23 protein-coding genes and 1 pseudogene are annotated in these 19,581 nt (G+C 73.1%); 13 read left to right on the forward strand and 11 right to left on the reverse strand.

The features are described 5' to 3' along the window. Positions 1 to 5: 5 nt before the first annotated feature. The gene (locus ACERZO_RS03235) at positions 6 to 191 is read left to right on the forward strand and encodes a hypothetical protein (protein ID WP_372661387.1); all 186 of its coding nucleotides are present in this window, start codon (positions 6 to 8) and stop codon (positions 189 to 191) included. A gap of 202 nt (positions 192 to 393) precedes the next feature. On the opposite strand, the gene ACERZO_RS03240 is transcribed toward ACERZO_RS03235, so the two are convergent. Continuing rightward, the gene (locus tag ACERZO_RS03240; RefSeq protein ID WP_372661390.1) at positions 394 to 633 is read right to left on the reverse strand and encodes an SHOCT domain-containing protein; all 240 of its coding nucleotides are present in this window, start codon (positions 631 to 633) and stop codon (positions 394 to 396) included. Positions 634 to 647: 14 nt separating this feature from the next. Continuing rightward, positions 648 to 1,658, reverse strand: a complete 1,011-nt coding sequence (locus ACERZO_RS03245) for an Acg family FMN-binding oxidoreductase (RefSeq protein ID WP_372662914.1) — start codon at positions 1,656 to 1,658, stop codon at positions 648 to 650. Positions 1,659 to 2,029: 371 nt separating this feature from the next. Between ACERZO_RS03245 and ACERZO_RS03250 the strand changes: the two genes are divergently transcribed. From ACERZO_RS03250 to ACERZO_RS03260, 3 genes are all read left to right on the forward strand, one after another. Next, positions 2,030 to 2,491, forward strand: coding sequence for a DUF6292 family protein (locus ACERZO_RS03250; RefSeq protein ID WP_372661393.1), 462 nt, complete (start codon positions 2,030 to 2,032; stop codon positions 2,489 to 2,491). A 5-nt stretch (positions 2,492 to 2,496) separates the two neighbouring features. Further along, positions 2,497 to 3,183 carry a hypothetical protein gene (locus tag ACERZO_RS03255; protein WP_372661396.1) on the forward strand — a complete coding sequence of 229 codons (687 nt, stop codon included), beginning with the start codon at positions 2,497 to 2,499 and terminating at the stop codon, positions 3,181 to 3,183. 234 nt (positions 3,184 to 3,417) lie between these two features. After that, the gene (locus ACERZO_RS03260) at positions 3,418 to 4,380 is read left to right on the forward strand and encodes an anti-sigma factor RsbA family regulatory protein (protein ID WP_372661399.1); all 963 of its coding nucleotides are present in this window, start codon (positions 3,418 to 3,420) and stop codon (positions 4,378 to 4,380) included. A gap of 22 nt (positions 4,381 to 4,402) precedes the next feature. Here ACERZO_RS03260 and ACERZO_RS03265 read toward each other — a convergent pair whose 3' ends face one another. Continuing rightward, the gene (locus ACERZO_RS03265; RefSeq protein WP_372661402.1) at positions 4,403 to 4,903 is read right to left on the reverse strand and encodes a helix-turn-helix domain-containing protein; all 501 of its coding nucleotides are present in this window, start codon (positions 4,901 to 4,903) and stop codon (positions 4,403 to 4,405) included. 169 nt (positions 4,904 to 5,072) lie between these two features. Here ACERZO_RS03265 and ACERZO_RS03270 point away from each other — a divergent pair, with 169 nt between their 5' ends. From ACERZO_RS03270 to ACERZO_RS03280, 3 genes are read left to right on the forward strand one after another with little or no spacing between them, the layout of a single operon-like run. Further along, positions 5,073 to 6,074 carry a hydrogenase expression protein HypE gene (locus tag ACERZO_RS03270; RefSeq protein ID WP_372661404.1) on the forward strand — a complete coding sequence of 334 codons (1,002 nt, stop codon included), beginning with the start codon at positions 5,073 to 5,075 and terminating at the stop codon, positions 6,072 to 6,074. Beyond that, entirely contained in the window at positions 6,071 to 6,544 is a 474-nt protein-coding gene (locus tag ACERZO_RS03275) for a NifU family protein (protein ID WP_372661405.1), read from the forward strand. Before ACERZO_RS03270 ends, ACERZO_RS03275 begins: the two co-directional genes overlap by 4 nt. Beyond that, positions 6,541 to 7,158 carry a DUF5947 family protein gene (locus ACERZO_RS03280; protein ID WP_372661408.1) on the forward strand — a complete coding sequence of 206 codons (618 nt, stop codon included), beginning with the start codon at positions 6,541 to 6,543 and terminating at the stop codon, positions 7,156 to 7,158. Before ACERZO_RS03275 ends, ACERZO_RS03280 begins: the two co-directional genes overlap by 4 nt. Before the next feature lie 10 nt (positions 7,159 to 7,168). On the opposite strand, the gene ACERZO_RS03285 is transcribed toward ACERZO_RS03280, so the two are convergent. From ACERZO_RS03285 to ACERZO_RS03300, 4 genes and pseudogenes are all read right to left on the reverse strand, one after another. Further along, positions 7,169 to 8,374, reverse strand: a complete 1,206-nt coding sequence (locus ACERZO_RS03285; protein ID WP_372661411.1) for an RNA polymerase sigma factor — start codon at positions 8,372 to 8,374, stop codon at positions 7,169 to 7,171. Beyond that, entirely contained in the window at positions 8,371 to 8,724 is a 354-nt protein-coding gene (locus ACERZO_RS03290) for a YciI family protein (protein WP_372662917.1), read from the reverse strand. Before ACERZO_RS03290 ends, ACERZO_RS03285 begins: the two co-directional genes overlap by 4 nt. A 23-nt stretch (positions 8,725 to 8,747) precedes the next feature. Further along, positions 8,748 to 9,467 carry a dihydrofolate reductase family protein gene (locus ACERZO_RS03295; RefSeq protein WP_372661414.1) on the reverse strand — a complete coding sequence of 240 codons (720 nt, stop codon included), beginning with the start codon at positions 9,465 to 9,467 and terminating at the stop codon, positions 8,748 to 8,750. A gap of 187 nt (positions 9,468 to 9,654) precedes the next feature. Further along, positions 9,655 to 9,999, reverse strand: a pseudogene (locus ACERZO_RS03300) (SDR family oxidoreductase); the annotation flags it as partial. Between ACERZO_RS03300 and ACERZO_RS03305 the strand changes: the two are divergent. After that, positions 9,896 to 10,198 (forward strand): winged helix-turn-helix transcriptional regulator, encoded by a 303-nt coding sequence (locus ACERZO_RS03305; protein WP_372662920.1) that lies wholly within the window; start codon positions 9,896 to 9,898, stop codon positions 10,196 to 10,198. The pseudogene ACERZO_RS03300 and the gene ACERZO_RS03305 sit on opposite strands and share 104 nt — an antisense overlap. A gap of 94 nt (positions 10,199 to 10,292) precedes the next feature. Here the strand turns inward: ACERZO_RS03305 and ACERZO_RS03310 are convergent, their stop codons facing one another. After that, positions 10,293 to 11,249 carry an SDR family NAD(P)-dependent oxidoreductase gene (locus ACERZO_RS03310; protein WP_372661417.1) on the reverse strand — a complete coding sequence of 319 codons (957 nt, stop codon included), beginning with the start codon at positions 11,247 to 11,249 and terminating at the stop codon, positions 10,293 to 10,295. Between the two features lie 458 nt (positions 11,250 to 11,707). On the opposite strand from ACERZO_RS03310, the gene ACERZO_RS03315 reads away from it, so the two are divergent. The 5 genes from ACERZO_RS03315 to ACERZO_RS03335 all read left to right on the forward strand — a co-directional run bounded on the left by ACERZO_RS03315 (position 11,708) and on the right by ACERZO_RS03335 (position 15,378). Then, positions 11,708 to 12,232 carry a hypothetical protein gene (locus ACERZO_RS03315; RefSeq protein WP_372661420.1) on the forward strand — a complete coding sequence of 175 codons (525 nt, stop codon included), beginning with the start codon at positions 11,708 to 11,710 and terminating at the stop codon, positions 12,230 to 12,232. A gap of 75 nt (positions 12,233 to 12,307) precedes the next feature. Further along, positions 12,308 to 12,802, forward strand: a complete 495-nt coding sequence (locus ACERZO_RS03320) for a SigE family RNA polymerase sigma factor (protein ID WP_372661423.1) — start codon at positions 12,308 to 12,310, stop codon at positions 12,800 to 12,802. Beyond that, positions 12,802 to 13,695, forward strand: a complete 894-nt coding sequence (locus tag ACERZO_RS03325; RefSeq protein WP_372661426.1) for a hypothetical protein — start codon at positions 12,802 to 12,804, stop codon at positions 13,693 to 13,695. The genes ACERZO_RS03320 and ACERZO_RS03325 overlap by 1 nt, the downstream gene beginning before the upstream one ends. Positions 13,696 to 13,726: 31 nt before the next feature. Beyond that, the gene (locus ACERZO_RS03330; RefSeq protein WP_372661428.1) at positions 13,727 to 14,560 is read left to right on the forward strand and encodes a serine hydrolase; all 834 of its coding nucleotides are present in this window, start codon (positions 13,727 to 13,729) and stop codon (positions 14,558 to 14,560) included. Between the two features lie 41 nt (positions 14,561 to 14,601). Then, positions 14,602 to 15,378, forward strand: a complete 777-nt coding sequence (locus tag ACERZO_RS03335; RefSeq protein WP_372661431.1) for a maleylpyruvate isomerase family mycothiol-dependent enzyme — start codon at positions 14,602 to 14,604, stop codon at positions 15,376 to 15,378. Between the two features lie 3 nt (positions 15,379 to 15,381). Here ACERZO_RS03335 and ACERZO_RS03340 read toward each other — a convergent pair whose 3' ends face one another. The 3 genes from ACERZO_RS03340 to ACERZO_RS03350 form a co-directional block, all read right to left on the reverse strand. Further along, positions 15,382 to 16,308 carry a hypothetical protein gene (locus ACERZO_RS03340; protein WP_372661434.1) on the reverse strand — a complete coding sequence of 309 codons (927 nt, stop codon included), beginning with the start codon at positions 16,306 to 16,308 and terminating at the stop codon, positions 15,382 to 15,384. 586 nt (positions 16,309 to 16,894) lie between these two features. Beyond that, on the reverse strand, positions 16,895 to 18,340 hold the full coding sequence (locus tag ACERZO_RS03345) for a flavin monoamine oxidase family protein (RefSeq protein WP_372661437.1): 1,446 nt from the start codon (positions 18,338 to 18,340) through the stop codon (positions 16,895 to 16,897). Beyond that, positions 18,337 to 19,512, reverse strand: a complete 1,176-nt coding sequence (locus ACERZO_RS03350) for an LLM class flavin-dependent oxidoreductase (RefSeq protein ID WP_372661440.1) — start codon at positions 19,510 to 19,512, stop codon at positions 18,337 to 18,339. Before ACERZO_RS03350 ends, ACERZO_RS03345 begins: the two co-directional genes overlap by 4 nt. Between the last annotated feature and the right edge of the window lie 69 nt (positions 19,513 to 19,581).

Consider the following 19,581-nt stretch of genomic DNA (forward strand, 5'->3'; position numbering starts at 1 on the left):
GTTGCGTGCCGAACACGCGAAAACTCGTCGGACCGCACCGCCGGATGCCCGCGCAGGACAGCCTGTGGCTGCACCTGGACCGGCCGGAAAACCTCATGGTCGCCTCGGTCCTCTGGACGCGGACGCCGGAGTTCGTCGCCGCGCGGCGGAGCGGGCCGCTCGACCCCGAGAAGTCCACTGTGGACCATTAATCTGCGGTAGGGGTACCGGAGCGCCCCAGGCCCTGTTCAGCCTCCTGGAGCCGGTCGACGGCGAGTCCACGCCGCACGCGAAGGTCGGTGGCGCGGGATCGCACCGCAAGGCCGTGGCGGTGGTCCGGCTCGGCACCGCGGTGCTGCGCGCACTCGAGGACACCGGCGCGATGGCCCAGCGGCAGGTCGCCCCGTCGCACGGTCAGCTCGTCCGGTCGAGAGCGTCGCGGCGCCGGTGGTACTCCTCCTGGTCGATGTCGCCGCGGGCGAACCGTTCGCCGAGGATCCGCCGCGCGGTGCCGGCCGGGTTCGGGGGCTGCGGCCCCCGGCGGGCCAGGACGACGGCGAGGCTGACGACCGCGGCCAGGATCAGCACCATCAGCACGAGCATGCCGAGGCCGCCGGCCCAGCCCATGGTTCCGGGGTAGTGCCAGTACGGCATGACCGGCTCCTTTCCTAGCGGGCCTGGAAGTGCTTCGGGGGAGCTTCGAGCGGCTGCAGGACGTCGGCGAGGTCGCGGCGCGGCGTCGCGGGCAGCGGGTCGGCGTTGGCGGGCGCCCAGCCGATGCGCAGCACCATCTGCGGGAACGACCCGCCGGTGACGCGCTCGATCACCGTCTCGCGGACGTCGGGCAGCTCGAGCGGCTCGGTGAGCGGGCACGACGACAGGCCGAACGCGTTGGCCGTCAGCAGCACGGCGCTCGTGGCCTCCCCGGCGCGCAGGCGCGACAGCCGGTCGTCGGAGGCGGTGCTCAGCACCAGCAGCACGGTTTCGTCGTCCTCGGCCCTGGCGTCGGGCGGCTGGGCCAGCAGCGGGTCGGCGAACGAGCGGGTCCGCAGCGCGCCCGGTGTGTCGTCCGGCGCGGGGGTGTTGCGCGCGGGCACGCCGTCCGGCGAGATGTGGCGGCCGCTCCAGGCGGCCAGTTCGGTGCGGTAGGCGGGATCGGCGGCGTGCCGTCGGGACGCCTCTTCGATCGCCGTCGCCAGGTAATAGCGCGCCGAGCTTCCGGCGACCTGCAGCACGGTGCCTTCCAGCGCCGCGGCCTCGGCCATCGCCTCGACGTGCCCGCGCGGCACGGTCCACGAGCTGTGCCGGCGCCGGTCGGTGCGCCGGCGCGGGATCGCCGCCGCCATCGCGATCTCGTCGTGCGACGGGTCGTGCCGGTGCAGCGTGACGGCCGCCAGGTGGTCCGGCTCGTCCGGGTTCGGCAGCCGGTGCACTTCGGCGCCCCAGCCCAGCGCGGCGAACCCGACCCGCAGGTGGTGCAGGGCAGCGCCGCAGCTGAGCACCAGGTCGCGCCCGTCGCGGTCGGTTTCCCGCAGCCGGCGGTCCGGGTCGGCGTAGAGGTGCAGCGAGCTGTGCCCGACGCGCCAGTACCACGGCTGGGTGTTGTGCACCGACGGCGCGCGGACCGCCATGGCGACCGCGGTCCGGACGGTGAAGTCGTCCGGAAGTCCTCGCTCCATCATCGGCCTTCCTCGGGATCGGAGATGTCGTCGGCTTCGACCCTCGCACCGCGGTTCCCGGACCAGGGAGGGCCGGAGTGCCTTCGCCCGAGGGACTTTGGGTGACCCGGCAGCAGCGCCGCGATCGCCCGCGCGAGCGACTCGGCCGGGGGGTGCTCCGCGCCACGGGTCGGCGTCCGCGGCCACGTCGGCGGCGAGCGCGCGGTGCCTCGGCACTGCCGGACCTGCTCCGGGCCCGCCGAACCCAAGTGACGAAAGTCCTCGATCCCGGGGCCGAACGACGCCATCCGGCGGGCGTTCCGCGCACGTACCGTCGAGATCCGGTGCGATGCGGTCCGATGCGGCCGGTGCACGTCCTGGAGTGACGGAAGGTGATTTCCCTGCTGACCGGTATCGACCGTGACCACGGCCTGCGCGGCGGGCTGGCCGGCTACCTGGCTGCGGTGAGCGCCGCCGTCGGGGTGGGGGAGGAGTCCTGCACGGTGGACCTCGACGACCCCGCCTCGGCGTACGTCGCCCTCGACGTGCGGCTGTCCCGCCACCCCGGCCGGGACATGGCGCTGCTCTGGGACGAGCGCCACGGCTGGGCCTTCGCCATGGAAACCAATTCCGGCGAAGACCTCCTGGTGCTCGCGTACCTCGGCGGCGAGCTCGTGCCCGCCCCGGCCCGCGTCCGCGCGTTCGTCGCGGCGATCCGGGTGGCGGGTGGCGCGTCCGGCGAGCCCGTGCCGCCGGACCTGCGCAGCGAGCGCGGCGAGCTGCGGGCCCGCCTGCTGCGCCACCGCCGCAGCCTGTGGGCGGCCACGGTTCCCTTCCGACCCGGAACGGGATGAGTCGTATGTCCACTGTGGAGCTTTCCGGCCGGACGCCCGCCGAGGCCGAGGTGCCGGCCCGGTCGATGGTGCTCGCGCCGTCGGCGCACAACACCCAGCCCTGGACGCCGGCCGTCGCACCGGGTGAACTCGTGGTGCGCGAACGCGCCGAACCGGTCCTGCCGCACCACGACCCGGACGGTCGCGACCGCGCCGCTTCGTGCGGCGCCGCGGTGGCCGACCTCGAGCCGGCGGTCCGCACGCTCGGCCGGCCGACGACCGGCAGCCGGACCTGGTGGCGCGGATCGCCGTCGGGGACGCCGAACCGCCGGGCGTCGCGGAGCTGCGCCGCTACGGCGCCATCGCCCGCCGGGTCAGCCACCGCGCCGTTCGAAGGGGTCGCCGTACCGGCGCCGGTGATGCGCGAGATCGTCGCGGCCGGCGGTGCGCCGGACGTCGAAGCGCGCCCGGTCCGGGCCGGCCGGGAAATCGCCGTCGTCACCCGGCTGCTGCGCTTCGCCGCCGAGCAGTTCCGCCAGGCCGGCGCCTACGAGCGCGAGCTGTCCCTCTGGACGATCCGGGACGAGCGTGCCCACCACCACGGCATCGGAGTTCCCGCCAGTCGTGTCCCGGCCGGATCGGTGCCGTGGGCGGGCCTGGTCCGCCGCGCGAGCGGTGAAACAATTCTTCCTGACCGGCGCAATGGTTTCTGACCATTCTCGGACAGTACTGTCCGCGACACTGGACGTCGAGACACAACTGACCGTCAACCTGTTGCAGCGCAAGACGTTTCGGGTTTGGGCGAAGATGCTCCGAACGGGTGTAATCAATTCGGGGGGCATTAGCCGAACCGGACGTTGTTGAGTACGCTCCCTGCGGTCTGCGGGAATTCCGGGGGAAAACACGATCACCGCGTCGAACGATCGAACACGGCTTCAGGAGGATTCGTGCACAAGACGACCACGGCCGCCGGCTCCACGCCGGGAGGTGCGCCGGAGGCCGGCTTCCGCCACCAAGGGTGCCTCTACGGCAGCGACGCCGAGTTCCTCGCGATGGCCGTCCCGTTCGCGCAGGACGGGATGCGCCGGGGCGAGCCGGTGCTGGTCACCACGACCGCGGCCAACCTGGAGCTGCTGCACGCCGTCATGGGCGCGGACGCCGACCGGATCGCCTTCGCGGAGTCGGGCTACATCGGCCGCCGGCCGGCGAAGCTGGCCAACGCGCTGCACCGCTACTGGGACCGGCACCGGTCCACCGCGCGGACCGGCGCGGTCCGCGTCCTCACCGAGCCCAGCCGGACCGGCGGCGCCCGCGAAGAGGCCGTGTGGCGCCGCACCGAGTCCGGGTTCAACGCGGCGCTGGCCGGCACGCGCATCTGGATGATCTGCCCGTACGACACCAGGACCCTCGACGCCGGTGTCGTCGAGGAAGCCCGGCGCACCCACCCCGAGTGCATCGTCGCCGGCCAGGTCCGGCTCTCCGCGCAGTTCACGCCGCCCGAGGAGGCCGGCGCGGCCGGGGTGGCCGCGCCGCCGGGCGCCGCCGAGCTCTTCCGCTTCGAGGGCGACCTGGTGGCCGTCCGGCGGCACGTGCTCGACCGCGCGGGCGCGCTGCTCCGGTCCGAAGACACCGCTGCGCTGTTCGGCGTCGCGGTCGGCGAGGCGATCGCCTACCTGCTCGGGCACGGCATCGACCGGGCGGCCGTCTGGGTGCGGCCGGCGGCCGGGCGGGTGGTGTGCACGCTGCACAGCGAGCGCCCGGTCGACGGCCCCGCGTTCTACGGGCTCCGGCGCGACCCGGGCGCCGGCCTGTGGATGACCGACCGGATCTGCGAGTGGCTCGACGTCAGCTCCGACGCCGCCGGCTGCACGATCGAGCTGGCCATGGGGGAGCGGACCGCCGGCGGGTAGGCCGCGCGGACACGTCTGTCCCTCACCGCAGCCGCACGTCGCCGAAGCGGTCCTCGATCCGGCGCAGGTCGCGCAGCCGGGGCTCGGTGACCCCGCCGAGCCACCGGGTCAGCGTCTTGGGGGACACCTCCAGCTGCGCGGCGGCGGTCTCCTTGCTGATCCCCCGGCTCCGCAGGGCCTCGGCCAGCCACTCGGCGAAGCTGGCGGCGGGCTCCGGCCGCGGCGGCACCGGGCCGGGCCGCTCGACGCGGGACGGGAGCACGTCGAACTCGACGTGCCCGGGGTACTTCCGGCAGGAGACCTCCAGCACGCCGGAGGGACCGGCGGCGCTCAGCAGGGCCCGGAGGATCGTGTTGCCGATCTCGCGGTCCTCCGCGTCGGCGAGCGGCGCGTCCCCGAGGCACCCCTGGACGAATTCCCGGATTCGCGGAACCGCGGACGGGCGGGCCGGGAAGATCTTCGTGACGATTTCGACCGGCACCACCTCGATCGACTTCCCCTGCGATCGGCCGGCCGTTTCCATTTCGATCAAAGTCCCTTCCGATGGGGTGTTCAGTGTAGTCGGCGGAAAGGCGAAGCATGACCGCCCGGTTTTGTCCCCGCCGGTCGATCAGGTGTGTCCGGGCGGTCTTGCCGCGTCGGCCGGACGGGACTACGGTGGCGTCTTCTCGCGCGCGGGGAAGGGATCTGCGATGGTGAAGGCCGCCGAGGCCGGCTCCGGGAATTCGCCGCCGACCGTCCACATTCTGTGGATGAATGGCGGCCTGAGCTGCGACGGCGAATCGGTGGCGCTCACCGCCGCCACCCAGCCCGGTATCGAAGAGATCGTTCTCGGTGGTCTTCCCGGTCTCCCCGAGATCGAGATGCACTGGCCGTTCCTCGATTTCCGGAGCGGGCCCGACGGCGGCCCGGACAGCTTCATCGAATGGTGGCACCGCGCGGCCCGCGGCGAGCTCGAACCGTTCATCCTGGTGGTGGAGGGGTCGATCGCCGACGAGACGAACAAGGCCGAGGGCTACTGGTCCGGCTTCGGCACCGATCCCGGAACCGGGCAGCCCGTGACGGCCGCGGAGTGGCTCGACCGGCTGGCGCCCCGGGCACTGGCGGTGCTCGCCGTCGGCACCTGCGCGAGCTACGGCGGGGTGCACGCGATGGCGGGCAACCCGACCGGCGCGATGGGCGTGCCGGAGTACCTGGGCCGGGACTGGCGGTCGCGCGCCGGGCTGCCGATCGTGTGCGTGCCGGGGTGCCCGGCCCAGCCGGACAACATCTCCGAGACCATCCTGCACCTGCTCTTCCAGGCGTCCGGGAGCGCGCCGGTGATCGACGTCGACGAGGCGCTGCGGCCGAAGTGGCTGTTCGGCAACACCGTCCACGAAGGGTGCGACCGGGCCGGGTACTACGAGCAGGAAGAGTTCGCCGACCGGCACGACTCCCCGCGGTGCCTGGTCAAGCTGGGGTGCTGGGGCCAGGTGGTCCGGTGCAACGTGCCCAAGCGGGGCTGGATCAACGGGGTGGGCGGCTGCCCGAACGTCGGCGGCATCTGCATCGGCTGCACCATGCCCGGCTTCCCGGACAAGTTCATGCCGTTCATGGAGAACCCGGCCGACGCCGGGGTGCCGACGACGACGGAGGTCGTGGCCGGCTCGGCGATCCGCATCCTGCGCGAGATCCGCACGGCGGGGGACCGGTGAGCCACGGCGCCGCCGTCGAGGCCCGGCTCGCGGCCCTGCTGGGCGTCCTGCTCACCAGCACGGGCCGGCGGCCCGCCGAGGAACTGGTCCGGCAGCTGACCGACCTCTACGGCGAAGGCCTGGCCCGGATCGTCGCCGTCCTGCGCGAGCACCGTCCGGACCTGCTCGCCGCCGTCGCCGCCGACGACCTGGTGACGGGCCTGCTGGCGCTGCACGACCTCCACCCCCACGACGTCGCCACCCGGGTCCGGCGGGCGCTGGCCGGGCTGGGCGGTGATGCCGGCTACCTGGGCGGCGACGGCGGGGTGGTGCGGCTGTGGCTCGACGGCGGCTGCGCGTCCGTGTCCCGGTCGGCGGTGGAAGCGGTCGTCCGGGACGCCGCTCCGGAGATCACCCGCGTCGAGTTCGTCACGGCGTTCCACCGGATCGGCATGGGACCCCCGCCGGACCGCGCGGGGCGGGTCCCGTGAGTGTCCACAATGGAGTCCCGCCGGCGGAGCGGTGCGAGCTGTGCGGGACGCCGGTGGCCGCTCGCCACGGTCACGTGGCCGACACCGGGCACCGGGGCTTGCTGTGCTCGTGCCGGGCGTGCTTCCTGCTGTTCACCCGGTGCGCGAGCGGCGACGGGCGCTACCGGGCGGTGCCGGAGCGCTACCTCTGGGATCCCGGGCACCCGGTCGCCTGCCTCGACTGGCGCACGCTCGGCGTACCGGCCGGGTTCGCGTTCGTGCTGCGCCGCGGCACGCGCGTCACGGCGTTCCAGCCCGGCCCGGCCGGGGCCGCCGGGACCACCCTGCCCGGCGAGCTCTGGGCGGACCTGACGGCGGGGCACCCCCTGCTGGCGGCGGCGGAGCCGGAGGTCGAGGCGATCGTGTTCCGCGGGACGGAGCGCACCACGGACTGCTTCCTCGTCCCGGTCGACGCGTGCTACCGCCTGGCCGGCGCGGTCCGCCGCTTCTGGACCGGCCGCGACGGCGGTCCGGAGATGCGAGACCGCGTCGGCGAGCTGTTCGCGGACATCGGCCGGCGGGCGCGCCCGCTGAGCGCGGAAGGGCGGTCCGGCGCTTCGCGGGCCGGGTGGTGACTTCAGCCGGTCACCCCAGCCGTGCGGCCCGGGTCAGGAGGTGGCGCCTCTCGGGTTCGCTCGTGGTGCGCCGGGCCGCCTCGCGGTAGCCGGCGCGCGCCGCGTCGCGGTCGCCGGACATCTCCAGCAGGTGGGCCCGCACGGACACCCAGTGGTGGGACGCCGAGATGCGTTCGTCGGCCGAAAGGGCGTCCAGCAGAGCCAAGCCGGCCGCCGGTCCGTGGACCTCGGCCACCGCCACCGCGCGGTTGAGCGTCACCGTCGGATTGGGTGCCACGCGCTCGAGAACCGTGTAGAGCGCCAGGATCTGCCGCCAGTCGGTGGCTTCGGCGGTGGGTGCCTCGTCGTGGACGGCGGCGATGGCCGCCTGCAACTGGTACGGGCCGACCGGGCCCTTCGGCAGCGTTTCGGTCACCAGCGCCACGCCCTCGGCGATCGCTTCGGCGTCCCACAGAGCCCGGTCCTGCTCGTTCAGCGGGACCAGCGATCCGTCCGGGGCCGTGCGGGCGCCGCGGCGGGCGTCGGTCAGCACCAGCAGGGCCAGCAGCCCGGCCACCTCGCCGTCGCCCGGGACCAGCCGGTGCAGCTCGCGGGCCAGCCGGATGGCCTCGGCCGTCAGCTCGGCCCGCACCAGCCGCGTCCCCGACGTGGCCGTGTAGCCCTCGTTGAACACCAGGTAGATCACCTGCAGCACGACGCCGAGCCGCGCCGCCTGCTCGGCCGGCGGCGGCAGTTCGAAGCCGGCCCCGGCCGCCTTGATGCGGTGCTTCGCCCGGCTGATGCGCTGGGCCATCGTCGCCTCGGGCACGAGGAACGCCCGGGCGATTTCGGCGGTCGACAGGCCGCCGACGGCCCGCAGGGTCAGCGCGATCTGCGACGGGGCCGTCAGCGCCGGGTGGCAGCACAGGAACAGCAGCGTGAGGGTGTCGTCGCCGGCCTGGACTTCACCGCCGGCGGGGGGCGTGCGGAGGGCGTCCGCTTCCTCCCGCCGGCGGCGGGCGGCGTCACTGCGCACCTGGTCGGCCAGGCGCCGCGACGCCACCGTCACCAGCCACGCCCGGGGGTTCTCCGGCCACCCCCGCGCCGGCCACTGGGCCGCGGCCTCCGCCAGCGCTTCCTGGACGGCGTCCTCACAGGCGTCGAACTGGCCGTACCGGCGCACCAGCGCTCCGAGGACCTCCGGGACCAGCCGCCGGACGGCCTGCCAGCCCGTCACGGCGCGACGTCGGCCTCGTCCATCAGCGGCCGGACCTCGACACCCCAGTAGCGTGCCGACGGCGCGCGGGCCGCGATCTCCAACGCCCGCTCCAGGCTGTCGCAGTCGACGATCGAGAAGCTGCCCAGGAACTCCTTGGCTTCGGCGTAGGGGCCGTCGGTGATCACCGGTGTCCCGTCGGTGACCCGGACCATCTTGGTGTTCACCTCGTCGGCGACGCCATACGCGCCGATAAGCTCGCCGGACTCGGACAGCTCCTGGTTGAGGGCGTCGGTCTCGCGGATGACTTCGGCGAGGGTCTCCGCCCCGATCGAGGTGAAGGCTTCCTCGTTGCCGTAGATCAGCAGCATGTACTTCACGGTTCGGTCCTCTCTCACTGCCGGGCCGCGGTGACCAGGTCACCACTGGCGCCGCGGTCGTCCAGCACCAGCTTCGACCGCCCGCCGACGGTATAGCGGATGTGGGTGACCCCGGGCGTCTCGACGACCCGGGCCGGGACCAGCTCGATGCCGTCGTCCGCGCCGAGCCCGAGGCCCGCGTCGAACAGGCGCTGGCCGTCGCCCAGCAGCACCGGGCTGATGTGCAGCTCGAGCTGGTCGAGCAGCCCGGCGGCCAGCACCTGGCGCAGCAGCTCCCCGCCGCCGGCCACCGCCACATCCTGGTCCCCGGCGGCGGCCCTGGCCAGCTCGACCGCCCGTTCGGGTCCATCGGTGACGAAGGTGAAGGAGGTGCCGCCTTGGCGCTCGAGGACCTCCCGGGGGCGGTGGGTGACGACGAACACCGGGGCCCGGAACGGCGGTTCGTCGCCCCAGGGGACCTCGCCGGCGTCGAACATGCGCCGGCCCATGACATAGGCACCGGCCGCCGCGAACGTCTCCGCGACGATCTCGGAGTCGACGGACCGCTCGCCGCCGGCGAAGCCCTGCCGCTCGCGCCAGGCCATGGCGTCGACGGCCCAGCGGGTGACCCGGAAGAACCCGGGCGCTTCGGGCCCGCGCAGCCAGCTGCTCATGTCGTCGGGGTGCCGGGTGTCCCGCGGTCCGGTGTAGAAGCCGTCGAGGGACACCGACATCTGGGCGGTCACCTTGGTCATCGTTCGTGCTCCACTCGTGCTGGCGGCCCCGTCGGCCGCCGATGACCCTCAGTCGGAGCCGACTGTCCCTTCTCGACACCCGCGGGAAAGAAAATCCGAGACCGCGGCGACGGCGGCCGCATGACCCGGCCGCCGCTTCCGCGCGGGCCGCTTGCACCAGCGCGAGGGCGACTTCGAGGCCCGGGGCGAGGGTGTTGACGGTGATGCCGTCCGGACCCAGCTCGCCGGCCAGGGTCTTGAGGTACCCGTGGATCCCCGGACGGGCCGCGTTCGACGCCGCCATGCCCGGCGTGGGCTCCCGGACCCCGGTCGTCGTGATGGCCAGGATCCGCCCGGCGGAACTGCGGCGCAGGTGCTCGACGCCGGCCTGGACGAGCCGGACGAGCGGGAGCAGCACCGCCTCGGCGGCCTCGACGACGTGCTCGGCCGTGAGCTCCAGTGCGCTGCTCGGAGGCGGCCCGATGAGGTTCACCGAGCTCAAGAAGGTCGTCGAAGGGGTGACGGCCAAGGCGCTGACCGAGACCCTGCGCACCCTGGAGCACGACGGGATCGTCGACCGGGTGGAGACGCCTTCGGTGACGCCGCCGAAGGCGGAGTACTCGCTCACCCCGCTGGGGCGCTCGCTGTTCGAGGTGCTCACCCCGGTGCGGGAGTGGGCCGAGCAGCACGCCGGCGACCTCGCCGCGGCCCGGCAGCGGTACCGGCCGGCTCCGGCGGCGGAGGCCCGCTGATCGGCGCGAGTATGCGGCGGAGGCCCGCTGATCGGCGCGCGAGTATCGGGCGGCGTGTCGCCCGGGGTTGCCGAACCACCGGGCCCGGCGCCGGTCATGAGCTCGCCACCGGGGCGTCGACCGCGGTCGTCTTCGCCTGCTCTCCGGTCGGCTCCGGCCAGTGGCCGTGCATGCGTTCGTGTTCCGGAGCCGGCCGGTGCACCGTTCCCGGCGTCGGCGGCAGCCGCACGCGGGTCAGCACGGCCAGCCGGAGCAGCGGACCGACCAGCCGGTCGTACAGCAGAGGCAGCAGCCGGAACCCCGCGATGATCAGGGGATTTCCCGGCCCGACCGGTACGGACACGTGCCGGCGGGGCCGGTCCGCCAGCCGCGTGATCACCGCGGCCACCCGTTCCGGGGCGAGGACCGGCCACGGCGGCCGGGCGGCGCGGCCGGTGTAGTTCGCCGCCTGGTAGTAGATGGGCGTGTTGATGCTGCCGGGGCTCACGATGCAGACCGACACGCCCGGCGCGTCCCGGGTCTCCTGCTGCAGGGTGCGCAGCAGCGCGCGTTGTCCCCACTTCGACACGGCGTACGCGCCCATCCGGGGAACGGTGACCGAGCCCAGCAACGAGTTGACGCCGATGAACGTGCCCGCGTGCTGGGCCCGCAGGACCGGCAGCACCGCGCGGGCCAGGTACAGCGTCCCGTGCACGGCGGTGTCGACGACCGCCGTGAACACGTCCGGGGGCAGCTCCTCGACGCCGCCGTACCCCATCACCGCCGCGGTGTGCACGACGACGTCCAGCCGGCCGTGGCGATCCAGGGTCCGGGCGACGATCCGGCCGGCCGCGGCGGGGTCACCGATGTCCTCGGCCTGGGTGTCGACGACGTCGGCGCCCGCGCGCCGGCATGCTGCTTCGGCGGCGTCGAGCGCTTCGGGGCTGCGCGAGACGAGGACGAGCTTGTCGGCACGGGCGGCGAACGCGACCGCGGCGGCCAGCCCGATCCCGCTGCCGGCGCCGACGATCAGCACGACCCGCGGTGAGGCCGGGTTCAGGCGGCCGCGCATGACGCTCCGTCCAGGATCCGGCCCAGCGGGCGACGGGGGTCGGCGACGCGGACCGGCGACGGCGGGATCCGGGCCGGTACGAGCCGATCGGTGGTGTGCAAGGGAAGTACCTCCTGGGCCGGTGCCGGGGTCGCCGTGCGGGCGCGGAATCGTGGGTTCCGCGCCCGCACGACCTTGCGGCCGGCGCGCGTGAAGTGGCTCAAGCGCGCGGCGGGTCGGTGCTGGGGTTCTTCGGCTACCCGGCTGAAACGATGACAAACCGATGCAGCCGGACGAACCTCCCGGCGCCGACGACGGGCATGCCGACCACCCACGCCGACACGGTCGACGCGGACCTGCCGGCGTTCATCCGGAGCTGACCTGAATCGTCCGATGTGGACAGTGTGCTGCATCGCGATTGCATCGCCGGCGGGCGAAACCGATCGGCGGGACCGGCTTCGCCCCGCCATAATCGGTCGGTGCGCAGGTGGACGGCGGGCAAGCGGGTGCGGCAGGTGCTGGTGTTCGTGCACGTCGCCGTTTCCGTGGGTTGGATGGGCGCCGGGGCCGCGAACGTGGTGCTCGCGATGACCGCCGGGTACACCGGCGACCGGGACGTCCGGCGGATCGCGTACCTGATGATCGACCGCGTCGACGAGTTCGTCGTCATCCCGGCGGCCTTCGCCACCCTGGTCGGTGGGGTGGTGCTCTGCCTGGCCACCAAGTGGGGTCTCGTCCGCTACTGGTGGGTGGCGGCCAAGCTGTCCCTCACCGTGGGGGTCATTCTGTACAGCACGTTCGGGCTGGGCGTGTGGGTGGAGGAGAGCGTCGTGGCGGCCGGGCGTGGCGTGGAGAGCCCGGTCGCCGGCCCGCTGGCCTACGGCGCCGCGCTGAACATCGCCGCCTTCCTGTTCATGACGTGGCTGTCGGTGGCGAAACCGTGGGGAAAGACTCCTTGGGCGCGGCCACCCGCCCCCAGGGCGGTGCAACTGGCCGGCCGCTGACGGCCGCCTGCCAGAGCCGGAGAACTTCTCGGCCACAACCGCAACAGACCGCCGCGGCAACGGCATCTTAAGGGTGTGCAGTTCGAAGAGTTCTCGCGTGACCAGCTGCCCGGACTGGTGCGGTTCGCCGCCGTGCTGACGGGGGATCGGGAACTGGCGCAGGACGTCGTGCAGGACGCGCTCGTGCGGGCGCACCAGGGGTGGCGGCGGGTGGTCGCGGCCGATCGGCCGGAGCTCTACCTGCGGAAGATGGTCGTCAACGGCTACCTCGGCTGGCGCCGGCGGTGGTACCAGCGGTCCGTGCACCCCACCCCGGACGTGGGCCGGTTCCGGGAGCCGGTCGCGCCCGATCCGGCGCGGCGGATCGCCGATGCCGACCAGCTCAGCGGGCTGCTCGCGCGGCTCAGCCGGGCCCAGCGGGCGTCCATCGTGCTGCGGTTCTACGAAGACCGTGACGACGACGAGATCGCCGCCGTGCTCGGCTGCGCGCCCGGGACCGTGCGCAGTCACATCTCGCGCGGCCTGAGCTCGCTGCGCGTCGGGATCGAAGAAGGCAAGGAGAGCGTGTGATGACCGACCTCGACGAGCTGCGCCGCGTGCTGCGCGACCGGGAGTCCCTGGCCCCCGATCCGGGTGCCGTGCTCGCCGGTGCCACCCGCCGGATCCGGCGGCGCCGGGCGACCAGCGTCGCCGCCGTGACGCTCACCGTGGCCGCCCTCGGCGCCGGCGCCGTCGCGTTGCTGGACCGGGGTGCCCCGGCCGCGACGCCGCCCGCCACGCTCGCGAGCCCGGCGTCGTCCGCCGCGGCGAGCGAGGCGCCGGACGCCGCGAAAGTGCCCCCGGCCGCGCCGGCGATCAGTCTCGAGGACAAATCCTGGGAGCTGCTGTTCTGGGCCGTCCACCCGCACTCCGCCGGCCTCCACTACCGGCAGGGCCACCAGTACGGGCTCGAGATCGACGTCCAGGACGGCACCGCCCCCCGAAGCGCGCTGCCCGCCAAACCCACGGCCGCCGGTCAGCTCGTGAACCCGAAGACGGTCACGTGGCAGGACGGGCCGCAGCGGTGGATCCGGGTGCGGACCACGAAACCGGTGACGGCCGCGGAAATGCTCGGCCTGCTGGCGAAGATCGGCACGACGCCGCCGGTGCTCGCGTCACCGCTGAAGTCGCTGCAGGTCCCCGCCGGGCAGAAGGTCGCGGCGTTCACCAGCGAACCCGAGACCAACACCCTGGTGCTCTGCCCCGACCTCGAAGCGGACATGGCACCGCTCGCCCCCGGGTGCTTCTCCCTGTTCGTGTTCCTGACCGGCACCGGTGAATCGACCGGCGCGGTCGATCCGAAGGACCCGCTGCCCGCGCACCAGAGCCGGAAACTCGGGGGGTACACCCTCGAATTGAACAGCTCGTACCCCAACAAAGCGGCCGCGCTGGCCCTGCTGGATTCCGTGCGGCTCAACCGATAGGCGCGGGCGTCGCCCGGCCGAGGGGGTTCCGATGCGTGTTTCCGTGCTCGTCGTCCTGGTCGGCCTCGTCTTCGGTGCGCTCACCGCAGCGGTCTGCCTTCGTCCGGCGAAGGCGCCCGCCGCGGCGGAACGGCCGGTGTCGTACGTACCGCCGTCGCCGGTCCCGGACGTTCCGGTGCCGGCGGAAGCCGAGGTGACCGTCGACGTCCGCGGCGAGTGGTCGTGGTCGTTGCGGGACCTCGATTCCGGCGCCGTGGTCGGCGCCGGAACCCTGCGCAACACGACCGAGTCCCTGATCAAGATCTGGCTCGCCGTGGACTTCCTCGCCTCGCGGGTCCCGGCCGAGGACGAGGCCCGCGTGACCCGGATGATCCGCAGCAGCGACGACCGCGCCGCGCAGACGCTGTACCTGCGCCTCGGCGGGGACGCCTCGATCACGCGGATGATCCGGACCTGCGACCTGCGGGAGACGGCGATCCGCCCGGGCTGGTGGTCCAAGACCACGATGTCCGCGGCCGACGCGACCGCGCTCGGCCGGTGCGTGGCCCGCGGCCCGGGCGTGAGCCCGCAGTGGCGGGACAAGCTGCTCGGCCTCATGCGGTCGGTCGACCCCGGCGACGCGTTCGGCATCGCGGAAGCCCCGGCCTTCGCGGGCCTGCGCCCGGCGGTCAAGAACGGCTGGACCCGGCACGGCACCTGGTGGGCGGTGAACTGCCTGGCGCTCTGGGACCGGTGGGCGCTCGCCGTCATGGTGCACTACCCGGAGCAGGGCGACGGGCACCGGTACGGGGCCGACGTGTGCGAGAGCGTCGCCCAGCAGCTGTTCGGCCGCGCGGACCCCGGTACGCGCCGGATCGGGCGGTGATCCACGGAACATCCGCGGCCACCCGCGAGTTGACGCCTGGCATGAGCTCACTCGTCGACCGCACGATCACCGCCCTGCGCGCCGAGCACGACGTGCTCGGCGCCCTCGTCCGCACCCTCACCGACGAGCAGCTGGCCGCCCCCAGCGGCGCCTCGGAGTGGACCGTCGCGCAGGTCCTGTCCCACCTCGGCAGCGGCGCGGAGATCGGCCGCGCACCCATCGCCCGGGCCGCGGGGGAGACCGTCGAGGCCGAAGACAACCAGACGATCTGGGCCCGCTGGGACTCCTCGACGCCGCGCGCGCAGGCCGAGGGCTTCCTGGAGCACAACGCCCGCTGGCTGGACCTGGTCGAGGCGTTCACACCGGAGCAGCGGACGTCGCTGACCGTCGACCTCGGCTTCCTGCCCGAGCCGGTCCCGCTGGTGACTGCCGTCGGCATGCGGCTCAGCGAGGTCGCCAACCACTCGTGGGACGTGCGGGTCGCGTTCGATTCCGAAGCCGGCGTGGCCGCCGGCTCGGCCGAGGTGCTCGTCGACCTCCTGACCGGGCCGGTCGGGTTCCTGGTGGGCTGGCTCGCGAAGCCGGCCGAGCTCGCGCAGCCGGCGTCGGTCGCGGTTCACGATGGTCCCGGCCTGGTGATCGACGAGGCCGTGACCGTGGTGGACCACCTCGAATCCCCGTCCGCGACGTTCACCGGACCGGCCGAGGCGTTCGTCCGGCTGCTCACCGGCCGGCTCAAGGCGCCGTACGACCAGGGGGTCACGGTCGAGGGGAGCGTCACGCTCGACGACCTGCGCCGGGTGTTCCCCGGCTTCTGAGGATCAGCACGTCCCGCTCGGCTTCGCGCCGGGCGGGGCGAATTCCAGGCGCAGCGCGTCCGAGCGGGGGACGACGAACGACACGCCGTTCGACGCCCGCCAGCGCGCGGTCACGAACACGTACTGCCCACCGGACTGCAGCAGCAGCTTCAGCCCCGTGTACCGGTACTGGTACGCGGCTTCCGGCTGTCCGCACACGACTTGCCGGACACCGTCCGCTTCGAGGCTGAGGCTGCGTTCGCTGTAGACGGTCACGGCCGGCAACGCGGAGATCCGGGCCGCGGTGGTGAACGCCTCCCGGACGCCGACCTGGGCCGAGTAGTCGGAGACCGCCCAGAACAGCCCGAACGCCACGAGCAGGTACGTCGTGATCCATTCGGCGACGAGGAACGCCGGGGCGTGCGTGCCGGGCACCCAGCGGCGCCAGCCGACCACCGCGAGGACCACGCCGGCCGCGAACGCGAGCCCCGGCACCCCGGCGTAGAGGTCGAACAGGTCCCCGCCGAGCACGTCGGGCACGGTGACCCCGACGAGGGCCAGGCCCGCGATCGTCGAGACCGGGGGACCGAAGCGGGCCAGCCTGGCCCGGATCCGGTCCGGCAGCAGGAACCGCGCCAGCCGGACGACGGCGAACAGGACGAGCCCGATCCCCGCCGCGGCGCCGATCGGCAGGTGCAGCCCGAAGGCGCCGCGCGCGAGGATCTCTTCCGCGGTCTGGTCGAGCACGGTGTAGTGCACCCGGAAGTAGCCGAAGAACTGCTGTGTGTAGACGAGTCCGAAGAAGTACAGCAACGCGCTGAACAGCGCGAGGTTCGCCGCCACCGCAGCGATGACCTTGAACGCCTGCGAAGCCCCGGCCTTCGCGCGGGCGGCGCCGTCGTCGGGTTCGGGCCTGCGGAGGCCGGTGCGGCGGAGCGGACGGCCGGGCACGGGAACCTACGGCGTTTCCGAAGGCGTGTCCGACGTGCTTTCCTCCGGCGGATCCGGGTTCGCGGTATCCGGGCACGAATCGGTGTGGACGGTGATGACCCCGCCCCGCCGGACCTCCGTGGGCGGGGTGAGCAACACGGCGCACGCGGTTTCACTGCCGTCGATCCGGACGGTGATCCCGCACCGTGGTCGCGGGCACCCCAGGTCCTGGGTGTCTTCGTCCAGTTTCCCTTCGATCCCGGCCTTGACGTCCCTGGCCCGACGGTCGCGCGACCCGACCTGCGTGCTGTCGTACTTGATCGGGCTGCCCAATGCGCCGGGCGGGTCCGAGCTCTTCGGCGGATCCGATTCCGGTTGCCCGGAGGGTTCCGCCGAAGTCCCGGCCGGCACCGGAGCCGATTCACCGGATGTGGCCGCCGGGTTTCCGGGCGCGGACGTTGCACCGCACCCCGTCACGAGAATCGCGGCCGCGGCCGCCGCGCTCCAGAACACCTTCATCGGAGTCGCCCCCTCACCTGGACTTCTTGGGTAGAGGAGGCGCGGATCCGCGGAAAAATACAACCACCGATCCGGTGACCCCGGCAATTCAGCCCGCCGTGCTCAGTTCGACAAAAGCCCGGACGCCCGATTCGAGCGCGTAGTTCATCGATCCGCCGTTGGGTTCGAAACTGGTGTGCTCACCCGCGAAGTGGATGCGGTTCTCCGGCGCGCGGATGGCCGGCATCAGCTTGCTGTGGCCGCGCTCGGGCAGGACGTACGACCCCTCGATCCACGGCTCGTGGTCCCACGCCACCGAAACTCCCAGTTCGAACTGCTCGTGCGCGCCCGGGAACAGCGTGTCCACGTGGTCCAGCACGAACCGCACGCGCTCTTCGCCGCTCATCGCCGCGATCGCGCGGGCGCGCCAGCCCGTCATCAGGACCTCGAGGATCCGCCTCGGGCCGGGCTGGTTCGCCGTCGCGTCGCGGACCCAGCGGATCGGCAGGTCCGTCGACACCGAAACGTTGTGCCCCTTCCAGAACTGCTCGCGCACCTGGAGGTAGACCCGGACGATGGACGCGTACCGCAGCTTGCGCATCGCCTCGATCTTGGCCTCCGTCAGCCGCGCGTGGCTGACGTCGACGTGGCGGATCGCGCTGAACGGCACCGTCACGACGACCCGGTCGGCGCTCGCCCGGGCCAGCCGGCCGTGGTCGAGGTAGGTGACGGTGGCCGAATCGCCGTCCTGGTCGAGCCGGACGACCGGCGCGCGGTAGCGGATGCGGTCGCGCAGCTCGTGGGCGAAGACGCGGGGCAGCTCGTCGGTGCCGCCCTCGATCTTCCCCCACCCTTCGGTCGAGGTGAGCAGCGAGCGGTAACCGCTTTCATGGCGCAGCCACGACAACGCCGACGCCGACAGCAGGTCGCCCCCGCGCATCTCCAGGAACATCGGCTCCATCAGGTCGATCGCCGTCTGCGAAGCCCCGCGGGCGCGCAGCACTTCGTCCACAGAGGATCGATCGAGCTCCTCGAGGTCGGCCGAAGGTGCCCAGTGCGGCGCGGTCAGGGCGGCGCCGAGCTCGTCGGCGGCCGCCGTGACGTACCGGGCGATCAGCTCGGGCACGCCGAGGCCGCGCTCGTGCTCGGCGAGCGGAAGCTCCGCCGCGGCAAGGGAATCCGCGTCCGGGCGGACGAACCTGCCGCCGACGAAGTAGGAGAAGTCCTGGTCGAGCAGGTCCGACCGGTCCAGCCCGACGCCGAGGCGCTGCCGGTAGTGGGTGACGTAGTGGCATTCCGGGGTCACGGTCATCGCGCCGGCCTCGACCTGCAGGCCGTCCGCGAACGGCTGCCGCAGCGTGCGGGCGCGGCCGCCGGCGCGTTCGGTGGCTTCGAGCACGGTGACTTCGCAGCCGGCGCGGTGCAGCTCGTACGCGGCGGCGAGGCCGGCCAGCCCCGCCCCGACGACGATCGCCGTCCGGGGCGGGCGCAGGCCGCGCAGGTCGGCGCCGAGGTGCCGGCGCAGGTCGGCCGGGGTGAGGGCGGGCACCGTCACCAGCTCCAGCCGCGCTCCGCGGGCGGGGTCCAGACGTTCGCCTTCTCCAGGTACGGGAAGACCTCGCCCATCAGCTCGATCTGCTCGGCGTCGTACATCACCGGCAGGAACATGAACCCGCGCACGCCGGTCTCGCGGTGCAGGTCCAGCAGCTGCCCGGCGACCGTCTCCGGCGACCCGACCAGCACCTTGCTGCCGCACGCCAGGCCGAGGGTGCGGGCGATGTCGTCGAACTCGCCTTCGTAGTTCTCCTGGTAGGTCTCGCTGCCGCCCATCAGCTCGGTCGCGATGTCCCGGGCGGCGCCCATGTCGAGCGAGTCGCGCACCCACGAGAACTTCTCCTGGGCCTCGGTGTCGGTCTTGCCGAGCAGCACACCGACGGCGCCGGCCATGTTGACGTCGAGGGGGTCCCGGCCGGCCGCTTCGGTACGCCCGGCCAGCGAGTCGACCGTCTTGCGGACCTTCGAGTAGTCGTCCGGCAACGGCGTGAACGCGAAGTCGCAGGTTTCGGCGATCAGCTGCTGGCCCGCGGCCGAGACGCCGGCGTTGAACAGGCAGGGCCACGGCTGCTGCTCGATGTGCGGGCCGATCAGGCTGCCGCGCAGGTCGTGGTACTCGCCGTGGAATTCGACGTGCTCGCCGCGCGAAGCCCACAGCGTCTTGACGGCTTCGACGGCTTCGGTGGTGATCTTGTAGCGCAGGTCGTGGTCGGTGTCGGTGGGAGCGCCGAGCAGCTCGGCTTCCGGCGTTTTCCAGCCCGGCACGATGTTCCAGCCCCAGCGGCCGCCGCTCAGCGCGTCCAGGTTGGCGCCGAGGCGCGCGATGACGCCGGGGGAGAGGTACCGGGTGTGCATGGTGGTGACGACGCCGATGTGCTGCGTCGCGGCCATCACGACCGGCGCGTAGACCGGCGCCGAGATGTGCGGCTGGGCGTGCCCGATGCGGGCGCTGTTCTCGCCGTGGGTGATGTAGCCGTCGGCGAAGAAGACGTAGTCCATGCCGATGTCTTCGACGCGGCGGGCCAGGTCCATCTGCGTGGCCGGGTCGAGCGGGTCCGGGTTGCGGTCGGCGACCGCCTTGGACGTCGCGGTGGGCGTCGGCGAGCTGAGCCACATGAAGCCGAATCGCAGCTGCCCGTCGGGGAGGCGGTCCTTGGTCGTGCCACGGGACATGCGCATCTCCTATCCGATGGTTGCTTTCCGGCAACCATGGTAATCACGCTATCGGGTGAGATGTCAACC

This window comes from Amycolatopsis kentuckyensis, from assembly GCF_041679295.1.
Lineage (GTDB): Bacteria > Actinomycetota > Actinomycetes > Mycobacteriales > Pseudonocardiaceae > Amycolatopsis > Amycolatopsis kentuckyensis_A.

Coding starts and splice junctions, on each gene's coding strand:
- ACERZO_RS03240 (WP_372661390.1), bottom strand. CDS start 633: ATGCCGTACTGGCACTACCCCGGAACCATGGGCTGGGCCGGCGGCCTC.
- ACERZO_RS03245 (WP_372662914.1), bottom strand. CDS start 1,658: ATGGAGCGAGGACTTCCGGACGACTTCACCGTCCGGACCGCGGTCGCC.
- ACERZO_RS03255 (WP_372661396.1), top strand. CDS start 2,497: ATGTCCACTGTGGAGCTTTCCGGCCGGACGCCCGCCGAGGCCGAGGTG.
- ACERZO_RS03265 (WP_372661402.1), bottom strand. CDS start 4,903: ATGGAAACGGCCGGCCGATCGCAGGGGAAGTCGATCGAGGTGGTGCCG.
- ACERZO_RS03270 (WP_372661404.1), top strand. CDS start 5,073: ATGGTGAAGGCCGCCGAGGCCGGCTCCGGGAATTCGCCGCCGACCGTC.
- ACERZO_RS03290 (WP_372662917.1), bottom strand. CDS start 8,724: ATGCTGCTGATCTACGGCAACGAGGAAGCCTTCACCTCGATCGGGGCG.
- ACERZO_RS03295 (WP_372661414.1), bottom strand. CDS start 9,467: ATGACCAAGGTGACCGCCCAGATGTCGGTGTCCCTCGACGGCTTCTAC.
- ACERZO_RS03310 (WP_372661417.1), bottom strand. CDS start 11,249: ATGCGCGGCCGCCTGAACCCGGCCTCACCGCGGGTCGTGCTGATCGTC.
- ACERZO_RS03325 (WP_372661426.1), top strand. CDS start 12,802: ATGACCGACCTCGACGAGCTGCGCCGCGTGCTGCGCGACCGGGAGTCC.
- ACERZO_RS03330 (WP_372661428.1), top strand. CDS start 13,727: ATGCGTGTTTCCGTGCTCGTCGTCCTGGTCGGCCTCGTCTTCGGTGCG.
- ACERZO_RS03335 (WP_372661431.1), top strand. CDS start 14,602: ATGAGCTCACTCGTCGACCGCACGATCACCGCCCTGCGCGCCGAGCAC.
- ACERZO_RS03350 (WP_372661440.1), bottom strand. CDS start 19,512: ATGTCCCGTGGCACGACCAAGGACCGCCTCCCCGACGGGCAGCTGCGA.